Raw genomic sequence first — 15,206 nt, 5'->3', positions numbered from 1 at the left:
TGTTGATCCTACACGTCTTACGTTATTATGCCAACACGCGATAAGCTGTTATTCCTCTGTCATGCTTTTCTCCTGTAAACCACGATAAACACCTGTTCGAATCTCTCGAATGTATAACTCAAGTGCTGGCACCCCTGCTTGTTGTGCAACTTGAACTTCCTGCTCAATATCATAGGGAACACGGACAAATTGAATATTAATGGCTTGGTTTATATCTCCGTTGCTCGCTCCCTCAAGAATACAATACGATGCCTGAGGAATATCCAGTGGGTTGCCCACACTCCCTACATTAAACAGAACTTTTCCATTCAAGTGCTGTAGATACGCATTGTGTACGTCGCCATAACCTACGATATCCGCCTGTCCGAGTTCAGGCTCATTCGCCGGGGCATCAAACATCGCTATACGTTTGTCCATTTCATCCCATGGTTGTACGCGGTGATATACGCTTTGTGGTGAAGCGTGTACCAATCGAATCGTACGACCACTTAACTCGAATTGATGGCTAAATGGAAGATTCGCTAAATAGTCCAGTCGTTCCTGCCCAAGCTTGTCTGCTTGCCAAGTAAAGTTCTCATTATCCCGATTCACGGCAACCAGCTCATCCCAGTTACCCCGAACGACTTGTTCACATGTTTCTCTCACCTGATCAACCACCTGAACTGGATCAGGCCCTTTGCCTACGAGGTCGCCAAGACAAAAGATTCGCTTCAGCCCGCGACTCCGAATATCGTTCAATACTGCTTCCCATGCCGTCATATTGCCGTGAATATCGGATACAATCGCAATTCGTTCCATCCTGGCTAACCTCCATTCATAACTTGCATATTCATGTAGTCTATTATGTTTGATGACTCTGCAAATGAAATACAGTGACTTCGGGTCTGCACAAAAATCGAATGGGGAGATGGGTCATTCCGAACCCTCGATTCACATACACCGGCATTTTTGTCCAACCGACATAATACAATCCCTGCACAAATTTTTGTGCACCACGAGGAGCAGATAATGCCCCAATCCACGGAAAACGAACCTGACCGCCGTGGCTGTGCCCAGACAACTGCAACCCAAAACCATTTGAAGCTGCTCTATCCGCATAGTCGGGTTCATGCATGAGTAACACTTTCCAGATGTCTTTATCCAGACCTTCCGTAGCTGTAGCCAAATTAGGCTTGCCCGTTAATGCATCATCTAATCCTACGATAGCTATTTGATCCCCATGATGTTGGATAACTACATGAGCATTCCGAAGTAAGGTGAAGCCAGCCTGCTCAAACATCTTCTCCACTTCTTCTTGCTGCTTTCCCCGGTAATCATGATTACCGAATATTGCAAACTTCCCAAACTTAGCATGCATGGAAGACAGAGCCGGAATACACTCCCGCATAGGTTCTGCATCTCGCTCCACAATATCTCCCGTAAAACATATCAGATCCGGCTGCTGTTCTTGAATCATAACCGCCAGCTTCTCGATCTGCTTCACGCCAGTATGGAACCCGATATGAGCATCACTAAACTGGATTAGTCGCAACCCATCAAAGGCACTGGGAAGTTTAGGGAGATTCAATTGCACCTGCTTTACTTCCACACGTCGCGGCTCCCATAGCGCATACCCACCTGTAAACACAGTTGCGATAGCTGTCATTAGAATTGTCCGTAACTTTGTACTTCGCCGGGAGGGATCATGATCCTTTTCCTGACCAGGAAAAAGGGGCTGCTCTGTCTCATTCTTATCGACTCCACGCCTCATTGGCGTTTCCTTATTGCTCTTATACGGCACCCTTGCCATGTTCCCTCTCCTCCTTCCGCACGCAATCCATCCCCTCATTATAGCATATTCTGCATCATAAGCTCGGTTCCTTCGCCCCATTACAAAAAGAAGCCATGTCCCCAAACAACCAAGATCGGAGAACACGACTTCTTATCTATTCATATTCGGTTGAAAGCTGAATTAGTTGCGATTATACACCCAACCAACGTTTGAACATATGCTTCGTTGTTTGTTTGTTCATTTCCGCAATAGAAGTTGTCAATGGAATGCCCTTAGGACAGGATTGCACACAGTTCTGCGAGTTACCGCAGCCCTCGATTCCTCCATCCTCCATCAACGCTTCCAGACGATCCTCGGCGTTCATCTCACCTGTTGGGTGAGCATTGAACAGACGCACTTGTGAAAGTGCTGCTGGTCCGATAAAGTCTGTCTTTTCATTCACGTTAGGACAAGCTTCCAAACAAACACCGCATGTCATACATTTGGATAATTCATATGCCCATTGACGCTTCTTCTCTGGCATACGCGGACCTGGACCAAGGTCATAGGTACCGTCAATTGGAATCCATGCTTTTACCCGTTTCAGGGCGTTAAACATCCGGTTACGGTCAATGACGAGGTCACGCACCACCGGGAATGTTTTCATTGGTTCGATACGAACCGGTTGCTCCAACTTATCGATCAATGCAGCACACGCTTGACGCGGTTTACCGTTGATCACCATGGAGCATGCTCCACAAACCTCTTCCAGACAGTTCGATTCCCAACATACTGGAGCAATCGACTTGCCCTCTGTATTGACAGGGTTCCGCTGAATCTCCATCAGGGCGCTGATCACATTCATATTGGGACGGTACGGAAGTTCGAACTCTTCGTTATACGAAGCTGATTCTGGGCTATCCTGACGTGTGATGATAAACTTGACGGTTTTGTTCGCTGTTGCTGGTTCCGCCATATCGTAGTCCCCTCCTTGGTGACGATGATTGTATTGCTATCGTTATAAGACCAACATGTTACACGTAGCCACTCCGCCAACAGAAGATCCTTCCGATCGCTGTTATCCCCAGATTTCTTGATTCACCTTAACAGGGTTAAAATCCGGGGATAAAGGCGAGCGCTTCGCTTCTTCAGTATTCTTCTGTCTTCTCCGTTAAGGTGTTAACTTTACTTATTAATCTTTGGAGTAGTCACGGATCCGTGGTGGGATCAGGGACACGTCTACCGGCTCGTACGAGATTTGTGGACCTTCCTTCGACCAGCTTGCGATGGTCGTTTTGAGGAATTCCTCATCGTTACGTTCCGTGAACTCAGGTTTGTAATGCGCGCCGCGGCTTTCGTTACGCAGCAATGCGCCCAGCGTCATGGCTTCAGCCAATTCAAGCATGTTCCACAATTGGCGGGTAAATGCCGCACCAGGGTTGTTCCAACCTGAAGTGTCATACATATTGATTTTGCTATAACGCTGTTTCAATTCCTTGATCTTGCCAATGGTTGCTTCAAGCTTGTCATTGTAACGCACAACCGTCATGTTGGCTGTCATCCACTCGCCAAGCTCTTTATGAATAACGTAAGCATTCTCATTACCTTGCATCTTCATGATGCCTTCGTATTTATCCGTTTGTTGTTTCGTATAGTTATCGAAGACGGAGGAAGAAATATCGGCAGACGATTTTTTAAGTCCTTTGATATATTCTGCCGCTTTTGGCCCAGCAACCATACCACCGTAAATGGCCGATACCAGAGAGTTCGCACCAAGTCGGTTCGCTCCGTGGTATTGATACTCACACTCACCGGCTGCAAACAGTCCCGGAATATTAGTCATTTGGTTGTAATCTACCCACATACCGCCCATGGAATAGTGGACTGCCGGGAAGATTTTCATTGGGATTTTACGTGGATCGTCACCCATGAACTTCTCATAGATCTCGATAATTCCGCCGAGCTTCACATCCAGCTCTTTGGGATCTTTATGAGACAGATCGAGGTATACCATGTTCTCGCCGTTGACTCCCAGACCCATATCTACGCAGACGCTGAAGATCTCACGAGTCGCGATGTCACGCGGTACAAGGTTACCATAGGATGGATACTTCTCTTCAAGGAAGTACCATGGCTTACCGTCTTTGTATGTCCAGATCCGCCCACCTTCACCACGTGCAGATTCTGACATAAGACGGAGCTTGTCATCACCCGGAATAGCCGTTGGGTGAATCTGAATGAACTCACCGTTTGCGTAATTTACGCCTTGTTGATACACGGCACTTGCCGCTGTACCTGTGTTAATTACGGAGTTGGTTGTTTTTCCGAAAATGATGCCTGGGCCACCGCTCGCAAGAATAACTGCTTCGGCCGGGAAGGTCTGAACCTTCATCGTTTTCAGGTCTTGTGCTACAATGCCTCGGCACACACCTTCATCATCGATAACAGCCTGTAGGAATTCCCAGTTTTCATACTTCGTAACTAGCCCCGCTGCTTCCCAGCGACGCACCTGCTCGTCTAGAGCATACAGCAACTGTTGTCCTGTTGTTGCTCCTGCGAATGCTGTACGGTGATGCTTCGTACCTCCGAAACGACGGAAATCTAGCAAACCTTCCGGTGTCCGGTTAAACATAACGCCCATTCTGTCCATCAAGTGGATAATGCCTGGCGCTGCTTCACACATCGCCTTAACTGGAGGCTGGTTCGCCAGGAAGTCACCGCCGTATACCGTATCGTCAAAGTGTACCCAAGGAGAATCTCCCTCACCTTTGGTATTTACCGCACCGTTGATGCCGCCCTGGGCACACACGGAGTGAGATCTTTTAACGGGTACTAGTGAAAATAAATGAACATGAACTCCGGCTTCAGCCGATTTGATCGCCGCCATCAAACCTGCGAGACCGCCGCCCACAATAATTACATTAGATGATGCCATTGTTGTTCACTCCTTTATAAGTCAGCATTTATAGCTAAATGCTTAAATCAGAACTGATTTAACTGCGTCAATCATTGAAGTTGCAACTTGGAAATCAATGCTACGGAAAGCAAATAATGAAGCAATAAACATGATAGAAACAATACCGAACAAGCTCATGCATACGTAAGAGGATACACGCTGCGCACGCGGACCAACTGTAATCCCCCAACTAACGAGGAAAGACCACAGGCCATTGGCAAAGTGATATGACGCCGCAACCACGCTGATCATATATATAGCAAAGGTTATCGGGTTCGTCACAGCATCATGAATGACGCCGCCGATCTCTTCATGTGTTACGTTACCCAGCGCAATTTGTACACGCGTCTCCCATACGTGCCAGATAACGAATACAAACGTAATGACACCACTGATCCGCTGCAACGTGTAGCGCCAGTTACGTTCATTGCCGTACCTACCCACGTTAGGTTTGGCCTGATAGGCAATATAAAGACCGTAAACACCGTGAAAGAACAACGGCAGCCAAATGAGTGTAGCCTCAATAACAATAACAAGAGGCAAGCCATTCAGAAATGCAACAGCTTTGTAAAACCCTTCTGTGCCGCCTTCAACTGCTGTGAAGTTTGTCACCAAATGCTCAAGAAAAAACAAACTGAGCGGAATGACGCCGAGCAAGGAGTGCAGCTTTCTGGAGTAAAACCCTTTCATAAAATGTCGATCCCCTTTCGCTAAATACAACGTTTTCATAAATTAGTTCACTATCACACACAAACCTTTCCTGTGGGAAAGGTTCGACAAATTGTTCCGTTTTCGTCAGGTGTGAACAACTTGTGTCACAATTCATGTTACTCTTTTTTTTCTTATAAGGGAATTGCAATATAATTATTAATTGTTATAACCTATAGGTATAAGCATTGAAACATTGGACGAGTATCATATACATCATCGAAAATCTTTTTTCAAGGATACGCATCACGCTTAATCGCAAAGACAGATCTTACCTTCAATAAGCACAAGAAATCAGACGTAAAGACATCTGAAATGGAAGCGAGGTTAGCGTCTATGTTTGAGGACTTAAACGCCTTTGCAGCGGTCGTGGAACAATCGAGTCTAAACCGTGCATCCAAGCTGTTGAACCTATCACAGCCTGCCTTATCTCGTAAAATTGCTAAATTAGAGGACGAACTCGGAGTAGCTCTCTTTCATCGTCGGGGTAAACGGCTTGAATTAACTAGCGTGGGGCAGCTCGCCTATACTTTTGCCGTTGAGCAGAAACAGCAACAACAGAAGTTTCTAAACATGCTTGCCCAGTACAAAGACGAGGAACAGAGCACCATCACTCTAGGAGCCAGCCTAACTACACTTCAAACGACGTTACCCCCTCTGGTCAATGCATTTATGGAGAAACATCCAAACGCAGAGCTTAAGCTGTTAACAGGTAAAACCCATGAGATTGTCTCTTTTGTCCGTGATAAAAAAGCCGATGTTGGTATTGTTGCTTCTTCCATTAATGAAACAGGATTAAACTGCATTCCGCTCTTTGACGACCATCTAGAGCTTGTTGTGCCGCTAACTCATCCGTTGTCTGGGCGTGAAGCAGAGATGGAGAACTTACACGAGCTACCGATGATCACCTTCTCTAAAGGTACATGGTATCGTAAACTAACAGACGATCTGTTCCATCGCTGTGCTGTTATGCCTGATATTCGCATGGAGATCGATTCCTTCGAAGCGATCGTGCGTCTATTACCTACATGCAAAGCGGCTGCTCTTCTACCCAAATCATATCTTCGTCCCCAACTGCTTGCGGACAACGACCTGGTATCTGTTTATCTACCTGAGTTGCAGCAGACTAGGCGAACCACGAGCATGATCTATGGACACAAGGAAGATCTCAGCAAGACATCCAGACAGTGGGTAAAAGAAACGGCTGCGCTGTTTACAGCAAAGACGCCGCTATCCTCTAAGAGAACAACGACGCCTTAGTTTCCATGTATCCTATTTCACCTAATCACGAAAGCCATTTACCAAACCGAATCATTCTTTTAACATCTCCAACGACCAAGGCAATCGCTATAGTTACATTTCAATCATTTGTATCCTTCGTCACATCAATGTGTTAGTCACAGCCATGGGGTAATCCTAATCCTCCTGGCTAATTACCTCTTCTTCAAAGCGCTCGATATTGTCGTTGGTACCGATAATAACCATAATGTCCCCAGTGTGGAGGGAGTCTAGCGCCGTAGGAGCGATGATAACGCCTGCCTCCTTCTGCAACGCTACAATGCTGCATCCAAAGCGCACACGCGCATTCAGTGAGGACAGCGTCTTATTATGCAGGCAGTCAGGAACTTTCATTTCAACAATGCTGTAGTTATTGGATAGCTCGATGTAATCCAGCAGATTCGGTGTAACCAGCTGATGGGCAACCCGCACTCCCATATCCCGTTCAGGATACACGACACGGTCGATGCCGAGTTTATCCAGCGCACGGCCATGAAGAACAGAAATAGCTTTTGCCACCACCGTTTTTACACCCAGTTCTTTTAACAAAATCGCAGTCAGGATACTTGTCTGAATATCGTCCCCAATGGCTACGATACCACAGTCGAAATTCCGGATTCCGAGGGAGCGCAGCACTTCCTCATCTGTTGCATCAGCTACAACGGCATGCGTGACCAATTCACTGATATCTTCGACAACCTCTTCGTTTTTGTCAATACCGAGAACCTCATAACCAAGTTCCATTAATTCCTGTGCCAAGCTGGAGCCAAACCGTCCAAGCCCAATCACTGCAAACTGCTGTTTTTTCATCGTTCTTCACGAACCCCTTATCCAATAATCATTTTGCCTTCCGGGTACCTGTATAACTCCTTACCCTTTTTCTGTCCAAGTGCATACGCTAGCGTAATCGGCCCGAGTCGACCTGCAAACATGGTAAAACAAATTAATAACTTGCCAAATGTGGTCAGCTTCAGTGTAAGTCCCATGGATAAACCTACGGTGCCAAAGGCCGATGTCGTCTCAAATAAAATCATTAAGAAACTACTATCCTCTGTGGTGCTCAGTATCATCGTTACCGTTATAATGAGCAGCAGCGCAAGCAGTGTGATCGTAAGTGCTTTGAAGATCCGCTCCTGCACTAGCCTGTATCTAAAGAAGACGATATCCTCCCGACCACGCATCATGGCAATCACCGCACCGATCATAATCATGAACGTAGTTGTCTTAATTCCGCCCCCTGTTGAACCAGGGGATGCCCCAATAAACATTAATATAATCATGAAAAATTGCGTAGCCTGCCTCAAGCCGGCAATATCCACCGTATTAGCACCAGCTGTTCGAGGTGTGACCGATTGAAAGAACGAACCGAGAATTTTGCCACCCCAATTCAGCCCACCAAGTGTTCGCGGATTGTTGAATTCGAAGACAAAGATCACTAAAGCTCCCAATATAATAAGTAGACCCGTCGTTAACAGTACAACCTTGGAGTGCAACGAGATCTTACGTGTTTTGTGGTAATCAATCAGGTCGGACAATACCACAAAGCCAATTCCCCCTGAAATAATCAGGAACATTGCCGTAAAGTTCACCAACGGATCATAGACATAACTCGTCAAACTGCGAAAATCACCAAACATATCAAAGCCTGCGTTATTAAACATCGATATCGCATGCCAGTATCCGTAATACATGGCTTGACCCAGCGGCATATCAAATGACCAACGAATCGCGAATAATGTGCCACATACCACTTCAATAATGAGGGAATACGCCACGACTTTGCGAATAAGCCGTACAATACCTTCCATCGTGTTCTGGTTCATTGCTTCTTGTAAAATGAGCCGTTCTCGCAAAGAAATTCTACGTTTAAATGCAATTGCCACGAGTGTAGCCATCGTCATGAAGCCGAGTCCACCGATCTGGATCAACAAAGCTATAATGACTTGCCCAAGCACGGAGAAATGAGTGCCTGTGTCTACAACTACCAGCCCAGTCACACATACGGCTGATGTTGCGGTGAATAGTGCATCAATAAAAGGAAGGCTTTCCCCGCTCTGACTCGATACTGGAAGCATCAACAGTAATGTTCCTAGCAGAATGATCCCGGCGAAGCCGAGCACCAGAATTCGAGGCGGGGATAGGTGCAACCATTGAACATTTAATTTCACTTATGGATCATCCACCTCTACTAAAATGAAAACAACTCCACCATGTGGAGTTTCAACCTAAACGGTATGATTCGTATGGATTTAACGTATACATAGATGTTGAACTATATTGTATTCGTTCCCTTAATACGTTGCAGACATGCGGATTGTTACACATTTGCTTCAAAAATTATAATCGCTCGGACGTTTGCAAACAAAACGATTTTTGAGTAAATAGCATCGAATTTCGCCAAAAAGGGAAAAACTCAGATATCGGGATGGATTGATCTGATTATTTCGATCATTTTCATTCATTTTCAATGATTTACACAGCTTCTTGTTTCCTTATTGGCGTTCAAGGCTTCGGCTGTGATATCTTTACTTTAATATCCATATTAACAAAGGAGGAAATATACGAAATGAATCCCTTAGGGCAGCCTTTAGAACTCAAAGCGAACTTTAAGCGTTTAGGGTTGCTTGCGGCGATCGGCCTGATTCTGTTTTTCGTTTTTCAGATTTTTCCAGCTACCTCATCTCAAACGACAGACATCACGTCCACACCCGTTATAAGCAAGGAACAAGCAACTCAGTCAGCAAGGTCATTTGCAGCTTCCGTAGCCGATTATACCCTTCCTAGCAGTGAGGAAGAGCCTCTGGTAACGTACCAGACCCATTCGGATATATACGGTTATATGACCAAAACGAAGCAATTAGATGCTTACAATAAGCAATGGGAGACTACCTACCCTTATGATGTATACCGCGTACGTTTGGTAGATAACGATCGAGGCGGTTACTTAAATGTCGACGTACATATGAAGACTGGCAAAGTGGTCGGATTTACCCGCGAGCTTCCTTCTTCCCTCTACGCTTCGGCTAATGTTGAAGAAGATCAACAGAAACGCAATGCGACCATTCGTGTGGCTGAAGGAAATATATCTTTAGAACAGAAAGAACGTCTTGCATCAGGTATACTCACCGAATTCGGATATGAAATTCCCAAGCTCCAGTTAGACACACAGGACGGAGATGGTGGACTTAAATATACGGACTTAGATAAACAAATCGGGGATTCCAATCTAGAGTTAAACTTTACGTTTGAAAGTGGCGCGGTTCGTTCCTTTGAAGCTGTGTTCTCTGTTCCTGAGTCCCATACCGAGTATGTAAAAGATCAGACGCGTCAGGCTAACTACATGACGTATGGTGGTTATGCATTTTTGACGTTTATACTCGGCGTACTGGCGATCATCTACAGTATTCTAACAAGAGCACACACTTCATTTAAGAGAGGCATTATCTTATCCTTGATTTACTTTGCAGCTTCCGTCATTGGTACGTTGAACATGCTGCCACTCTTAAAATCTCAAGGATTAAACAGCTTCATGCTCAGCTTCCTCATGTTCTTTCAGATTGGAATCACACTCGTCATGAGTGCCACGATCTATCTATCGCTCGTTGCGGGTGATGGAATGTGGAGAAAAATCGGGCTGAACCCTTGGCCTCGTGCCAAAGAACCGGGATATGGTAAATATGTACTTCACAGTATGTATACAGGTTATCTCTGGGCCCTGATCTTGCTTGGCGTGCAGTCCATTCTCTTCTTTATCTTAGAGCGGAGTATTGGAACCTGGTCAACCACATCTGCTGATCAATCCACATACAATATGAGCTATGCATGGCTCTTCCCAATCATGGCTTGGATGGCAGGGATCGGAGAAGAGACCGTCTATCGTTTATTCGGTATCCGCATGATGCAGAAGATCGTGCGCAACACCTTTATCGCTTGTCTCATTCCGACCATTATCTGGGCGTTGGGACATACCTTGTATCCGATCTATCCGGTTATTACACGTCCAATTGAATTAACTGTTATCGGACTCCTGTTCAGTTTCATTATGCTACGTCATGGCTTTATCGCGGTTGTCTTCAGCCATGTGATATTCAACAGCCTCTTGATGGGTCTAAGCCTTGTCTTCATGGGCGATGCATTCAATGTTTCGGCAGGTATCTTCTGGATTGTACTTCCTGCAATCGTGGGTTATATCATCTATAAATGTAATCCAAACAAAAAAGAGAAGCCGTATGTCACGACTCCTCATCACGAAGTGCTGCAATAATCTGTTGTGCCAGCTTATCACCAATAGATAGAGGCCGGAAGTCTTCGACGCTGGCCTCTTTTATTTTACGTAAAGAGCCGAAGTGCTTGAGTAAAAGCTTACGTCTTTTCTCTCCAATGCCCGGAATGGAATCCAGACGTGAAGTTACCATTGATTTGCCACGTTGCTCTCGGTGGAACGAGATGGCGAATCGGTGAACCTCTTCTTGAATACGTTGCAGCAAATAAAATTCTTGGCTATCTCGCGGTAATGAAATAACCTCCGGTGGATTGCCAATCATCAGTTGTGATGTTTTGTGTTTGGCATCCTTCACCAGACCGCATACAGGAATGAATAACCCTAATTCGTTCTCCAGCACATCCACTGCAGCAGAGATCTGTCCTTTACCTCCGTCCACTACGATTAGATCAGGCTGAGTCAGGTTCTCTTTCAATACCCGTTCGTATCTACGACGAATAACCTCTCTCATCGTCTCATAATCATCGGGACCTTCAACCGAACGAACCTTGTACTTACGGTATTCCTTCTTATCCGGTTTGCCATCTGTAAACACAATCATAGCGGAAACCGGATTGGTTCCTTGAATGTTCGAGTTATCAAACGCTTCGATTCGGCGTAACTGATCCAGCCCGATCCAGCGACCTAGACCTTCTGAAGCTTTGGATGTCCGCTCTTCGTTACGTTCGATTAATCTGAATTTCTCTTCTAACGCCACGCGTGCATTGTCCACAGCCATCGTAATCATCTGCCGTTTCAATCCGCGTTGCGGAATGTGAACCTTAATCTCGAGCCATTCTTGTAACGCAGCAGCTGCCTGAGCTGGCTCTTCCAAACCTGCGGGCTGCAATTCTCGCGTTGCGGAATTTGACTCCAATTCGTTATGCTCGGAACCTTCCGTAGAATCCGTTGACTCTTCTAGCACTGACTGATTCTGTGCTGGCTCCAGATTAGTTTCATAGGTTGCTGACGTTTCTGCCACAAGAGGTTCATCGGTGTTCACCTGCCACTGTGTGCTCTCCTCTGTCATCTCCGTGGTTACTGCCGCAGAGCTCACCGCTTCGGAGTCAGCCTCGCTCTGAACATTGTCAGCCACTTCCAGGTCTTTAGGCATGTCAGGCAATAAAATCTCTTGCGGTAATGCCGGGTTATCGCTGTAATACTGAGTCACGTAGGACATGAAATCACCGTACGCTTCACCATAAAACGGAAAAGTGGATACGTGACGTTCGATCATCTTACCCTGACGCATATATAAAATCTGGACACACATCCAGCCTTTATCAATAGCAAAACCAAATACATCACGGTCTCTGGCGTCCGCCATGGTGATCTTCTGTTTTTCCATAATTGCATCAATGGCAATAACCTGATCACGCAACTCTTTAGCCCGTTCAAAATACAGATCCTCAGCTGCCTCCTGCATTTTGCGCTGTAGATCCTTCTTAATCTCTTCATGCCCACCGCTTAGGAAGGAACCAATCTCCTGCGAGATCTGATCATACTGCTCTTTGCCAACTTCCTCCACACAAGGTGCAAGACATTGACCCATGTGAAAATAGAGACAGACCTCCTTCGGCATCACTCCGCATTTACGTAATGGATACATCCGATCCAATAGTTTTTTCGTTTGATGTGCCGCGTACGAGTTGGGATACGGCCCAAAATATTTGGCTTTATCTTTGAGCACCCGTCGTGTTACTTCAAGCCGTGGATGCTTTTCATTCGTAATTTTGAGGTAAGGAAAGGTCTTATCATCTTTAAGCAATACGTTATATCGCGGCATATGCTTCTTGATGAGATTACACTCTAGAATAAGTGCTTCCATATTACTGCCAGTTACGATGTATTCAAAATCGCGAATTTCAGATACAAGGCGCTGCGTTTTACCATTATGACTACCCATAAAATAAGACTTAACCCGGTTCTTCAGAACCTTCGCTTTACCTACATAAATAATCGTACCTTCTCTGTTCTTCATCAGATAACAGCCAGACATATCCGGCAACAACGCCAGCTTGTGACGTATCTGCTCTAGTGCTTTTTCTTGCTCTTGTAAATCCGTCATAAATCCGTCCATTACTCTGTGAATCCTCCTTCCCCGAAAAGTACCTTTTATAGAGGTTGTTTAAAAAGTCCGCTTTTGATTACGAAGCATGCCTAACGGCATGATCAGCGTCGAATATGGAATTCAGCCGAAATAAGTGGATGCTTACGCAGCTTGTTTCCTTCGGAAACATGTGGTTGCTCACGTAGTCTTGCCTACGCTCCGCTACTCCATTTCTATCTTCATCCCATCTTCTTGGTACTGAAAACCACCCTTTTTGAACACGCACTCATAATGAATAGTATACTTTATATTGTCCTATATGATAGCATTCGACGCAAAACGCCCCCGGCATATAAACCGGAGGCGAACGTTAAGCCTAATGTCTTATTGGTGTTTCTCAATAATTCCTTTGAGTGCATCTTTGGAGTTCAGACCAACCACTTTATCAACCGGTTGACCGTCTTTGAAGAAGATCAATGTTGGAATGCTCATTACGCCAAAGCGAGAAGCAGATTCCGGATTTTCATCCACATTGACTTTTGCAATTTTCACTGCATCGCCAACTTCAGTGGACAGCTCTTCCAGGATTGGAGCGAGCATTTTACAAGGACCGCACCAAGGCGCCCAGAAATCAACAAGAACCGTTCCTTCTCCTTCGACTTCAGTGTTAAAGGATTGATCGGATACGTTAACAATAGCCATGATAATTGTCCTCCTTATATATGCTTACGGTTATTATAACCTGTAACGTCGTGAACGACACTTCCAGTATAACACATGTACTCTTGACTTGTGAAATGAACGGAACAATGTTCATCTATCGAACATCAAATCTTCATAATTATTGATTTAAGGTGTAAATGCAAAATCTTTACAAACGCTTTCTTTTCCAAGTATACTAAAATTACTCCGGGTTTCAGCCTTAGCTGTTTATCCCCAAAGGAGGCAATCACATGGATGCAAATGTGCGGATCAGTGACCCGCGTGAACATGTCAACGAAGAACCCCGTAACGATCTATTTGATCTGATTGCGGGTGTAGCTGGCATGGGTGGCCTAATGACAGTGATCTTTTTCGGTATGGTCATCTTCAAATTCCTAACCGAATAGAACACGACAGTCACACGCAAGATCCAAAAAAGCCTGGCTTTCGCATTGCGAAAACCGGGCTTTTTGCTGAACACTTTTATTCTTAGTTCAAGCAGATCCGAATCAACGTTTACCCCGTTGATTCTCCCCACGAACTGATACAACATCTACAAATGGACGAATTCGATCCATCAAACGCTGACCTTTGTTCATTTCCTCGCCGTCTTTGCTCGTGAAGCTCAGATGTTTCTCTAGCCCCTCCAAGTTGTAATTCGACGTGTAGAACGTAGGCTTGCGATTCATACGGTAGTTCAGTATGGAACCCATCACATGGTCACGAACCCATGGATTCAGATTCTCAGCTCCAATATCATCAAAGATCAGCAGGTCACAGCTCTTCAGAATATCTGTCGTTTCCTTAACCTTCTGTCCATCCGTAATCATCGATTTGAGATCCTCTACAAAATCAGGCATATAAATGATAACACCTGTATGACCGGCGACTGCCAGTTCGTGCAACAAATAACACATGAGAAACGTCTTGCCTGTTCCAAATGATCCTTCAAGGAACAGCCCTTGAGGAGACAATCCGTTCTCCTTGGTCTCATTAATATAACGCAGAACACGATTTACCGCTGGTGCACGCATCCGATCCTTGCCCATAATTTCCACATCATCATAACCCGCATTTAGGGCACGCTCATCCACATAGAAACTACGTATTCTTTGTTTAATCAGATGTTCATTCTGCCGAGCAATATGTTTGGAGCAAGGTGCTTTTTTATCTATAATTTCGGGTTTGCCGTTAAAATGTTCTACTTCCAGCTTGCAAAAATGACCCTGAAAATCGTTAGGACAGTTGTCCAGTCCCGGACAGTTCGCACAGTTCTTAGAATCTTTGGCATACTGAAACAGCTTGCTCAGATCAGTCATCATCTGTGTATCTTTCAGTTCAGGATGACTCGCACGGAACTCGCGTACGTATGGATCATCCATCAATTCTGCCGCAATTCGCCGAGACTGCTCACGAAAGGAAGGGTTAAGCTGCTGAAGCAGTCCTCCCAAGGATTCCATGGCTTCAAGCCCCCTTAATGGTGTCTGTATAGAATGAACAA

13 protein-coding genes are annotated in these 15,206 nt (G+C 45.3%); 3 read left to right on the top strand and 10 right to left on the bottom strand.

Features of this window, described 5'->3' with window-relative positions; genetic code table 11:
- Window positions 1-48: 48 nt before the first annotated feature.
- The 5 genes from ASD24_RS26800 to ASD24_RS26780 all read right to left on the bottom strand — a co-directional run bounded on the left by ASD24_RS26800 (window position 49) and on the right by ASD24_RS26780 (window position 5,396).
- Window positions 49-798, bottom strand: a complete 750-nt coding sequence (locus ASD24_RS26800; RefSeq protein ID WP_056702467.1) for a metallophosphoesterase family protein — start codon at window positions 796-798, stop codon at window positions 49-51.
- A gap of 43 nt (window positions 799-841) precedes the next feature.
- Window positions 842-1,789: a metallophosphoesterase gene (locus ASD24_RS26795; RefSeq protein ID WP_056702462.1), complete on the bottom strand. Its 948-nt coding sequence runs from the start codon at window positions 1,787-1,789 to the stop codon at window positions 842-844.
- 172 nt (window positions 1,790-1,961) lie between these two features.
- Window positions 1,962-2,726 carry a succinate dehydrogenase iron-sulfur subunit gene (gene sdhB / locus ASD24_RS26790; protein ID WP_056702459.1) on the bottom strand — a complete coding sequence of 255 codons (765 nt, stop codon included), beginning with the start codon at window positions 2,724-2,726 and terminating at the stop codon, window positions 1,962-1,964.
- 216 nt (window positions 2,727-2,942) lie between these two features.
- Window positions 2,943-4,685: a succinate dehydrogenase flavoprotein subunit gene (sdhA, locus tag ASD24_RS26785; RefSeq protein ID WP_056702457.1), complete on the bottom strand. Its 1,743-nt coding sequence runs from the start codon at window positions 4,683-4,685 to the stop codon at window positions 2,943-2,945.
- 42 nt (window positions 4,686-4,727) lie between these two features.
- Window positions 4,728-5,396, bottom strand: coding sequence for a succinate dehydrogenase cytochrome b558 subunit (locus ASD24_RS26780; protein WP_056702455.1), 669 nt, complete (start codon window positions 5,394-5,396; stop codon window positions 4,728-4,730).
- A gap of 354 nt (window positions 5,397-5,750) precedes the next feature.
- Between ASD24_RS26780 and ASD24_RS26775 the strand changes: the two genes are divergently transcribed.
- A complete protein-coding gene (locus ASD24_RS26775) occupies window positions 5,751-6,674 on the top strand; it encodes a LysR family transcriptional regulator (protein WP_056702453.1) in 924 nt (307 codons plus the stop codon).
- A gap of 156 nt (window positions 6,675-6,830) precedes the next feature.
- Here ASD24_RS26775 and ASD24_RS26770 read toward each other — a convergent pair whose 3' ends face one another.
- Window positions 6,831-7,502: a potassium channel family protein gene (locus ASD24_RS26770; protein ID WP_056702450.1), complete on the bottom strand. Its 672-nt coding sequence runs from the start codon at window positions 7,500-7,502 to the stop codon at window positions 6,831-6,833.
- Between the two features lie 17 nt (window positions 7,503-7,519).
- Window positions 7,520-8,860 (bottom strand): TrkH family potassium uptake protein, encoded by a 1,341-nt coding sequence (locus tag ASD24_RS26765; protein ID WP_056702447.1) that lies wholly within the window; start codon window positions 8,858-8,860, stop codon window positions 7,520-7,522.
- Window positions 8,861-9,258: 398 nt separating this feature from the next.
- On the opposite strand from ASD24_RS26765, the gene ASD24_RS26760 reads away from it, so the two are divergent.
- Complete coding sequence (locus tag ASD24_RS26760) at window positions 9,259-10,956, top strand: CPBP family intramembrane glutamic endopeptidase (RefSeq protein WP_056702444.1); 1,698 nt, start codon at window positions 9,259-9,261, stop codon at window positions 10,954-10,956.
- Here the strand turns inward: ASD24_RS26760 and uvrC are convergent.
- Together uvrC and trxA are read right to left on the bottom strand one after the other, a co-directional pair.
- Window positions 10,925-13,033 carry an excinuclease ABC subunit UvrC gene (gene uvrC, locus ASD24_RS26755; protein ID WP_056702441.1) on the bottom strand — a complete coding sequence of 703 codons (2,109 nt, stop codon included), beginning with the start codon at window positions 13,031-13,033 and terminating at the stop codon, window positions 10,925-10,927. The two genes, ASD24_RS26760 and uvrC, sit on opposite strands and share 32 nt — an antisense overlap.
- A gap of 354 nt (window positions 13,034-13,387) precedes the next feature.
- On the bottom strand, window positions 13,388-13,705 hold the full coding sequence (gene trxA / locus ASD24_RS26750) for a thioredoxin (protein ID WP_056702439.1): 318 nt from the start codon (window positions 13,703-13,705) through the stop codon (window positions 13,388-13,390).
- A gap of 251 nt (window positions 13,706-13,956) precedes the next feature.
- Between trxA and ASD24_RS30490 the strand changes: the two genes are divergently transcribed.
- On the top strand, window positions 13,957-14,112 hold the full coding sequence (locus tag ASD24_RS30490; protein WP_095292061.1) for a YqzM family protein: 156 nt from the start codon (window positions 13,957-13,959) through the stop codon (window positions 14,110-14,112).
- A 102-nt stretch (window positions 14,113-14,214) separates the two neighbouring features.
- Here ASD24_RS30490 and dnaI read toward each other — a convergent pair whose 3' ends face one another.
- The gene (gene dnaI / locus ASD24_RS26745) at window positions 14,215-15,165 is read right to left on the bottom strand and encodes a primosomal protein DnaI (RefSeq protein WP_056702437.1); all 951 of its coding nucleotides are present in this window, start codon (window positions 15,163-15,165) and stop codon (window positions 14,215-14,217) included.
- Window positions 15,166-15,206 lie beyond the last annotated feature (41 nt).

Origin of the sequence: Paenibacillus sp. Root52, from assembly GCF_001426865.1 — a bacterium.
In the GTDB taxonomy this organism is placed as follows: domain Bacteria; phylum Bacillota; class Bacilli; order Paenibacillales; family Paenibacillaceae; genus Paenibacillus.
The sequence above is the reverse complement of the archived record's forward strand: the minus strand, read 5'-3'. Positions and strand labels throughout refer to the sequence as shown.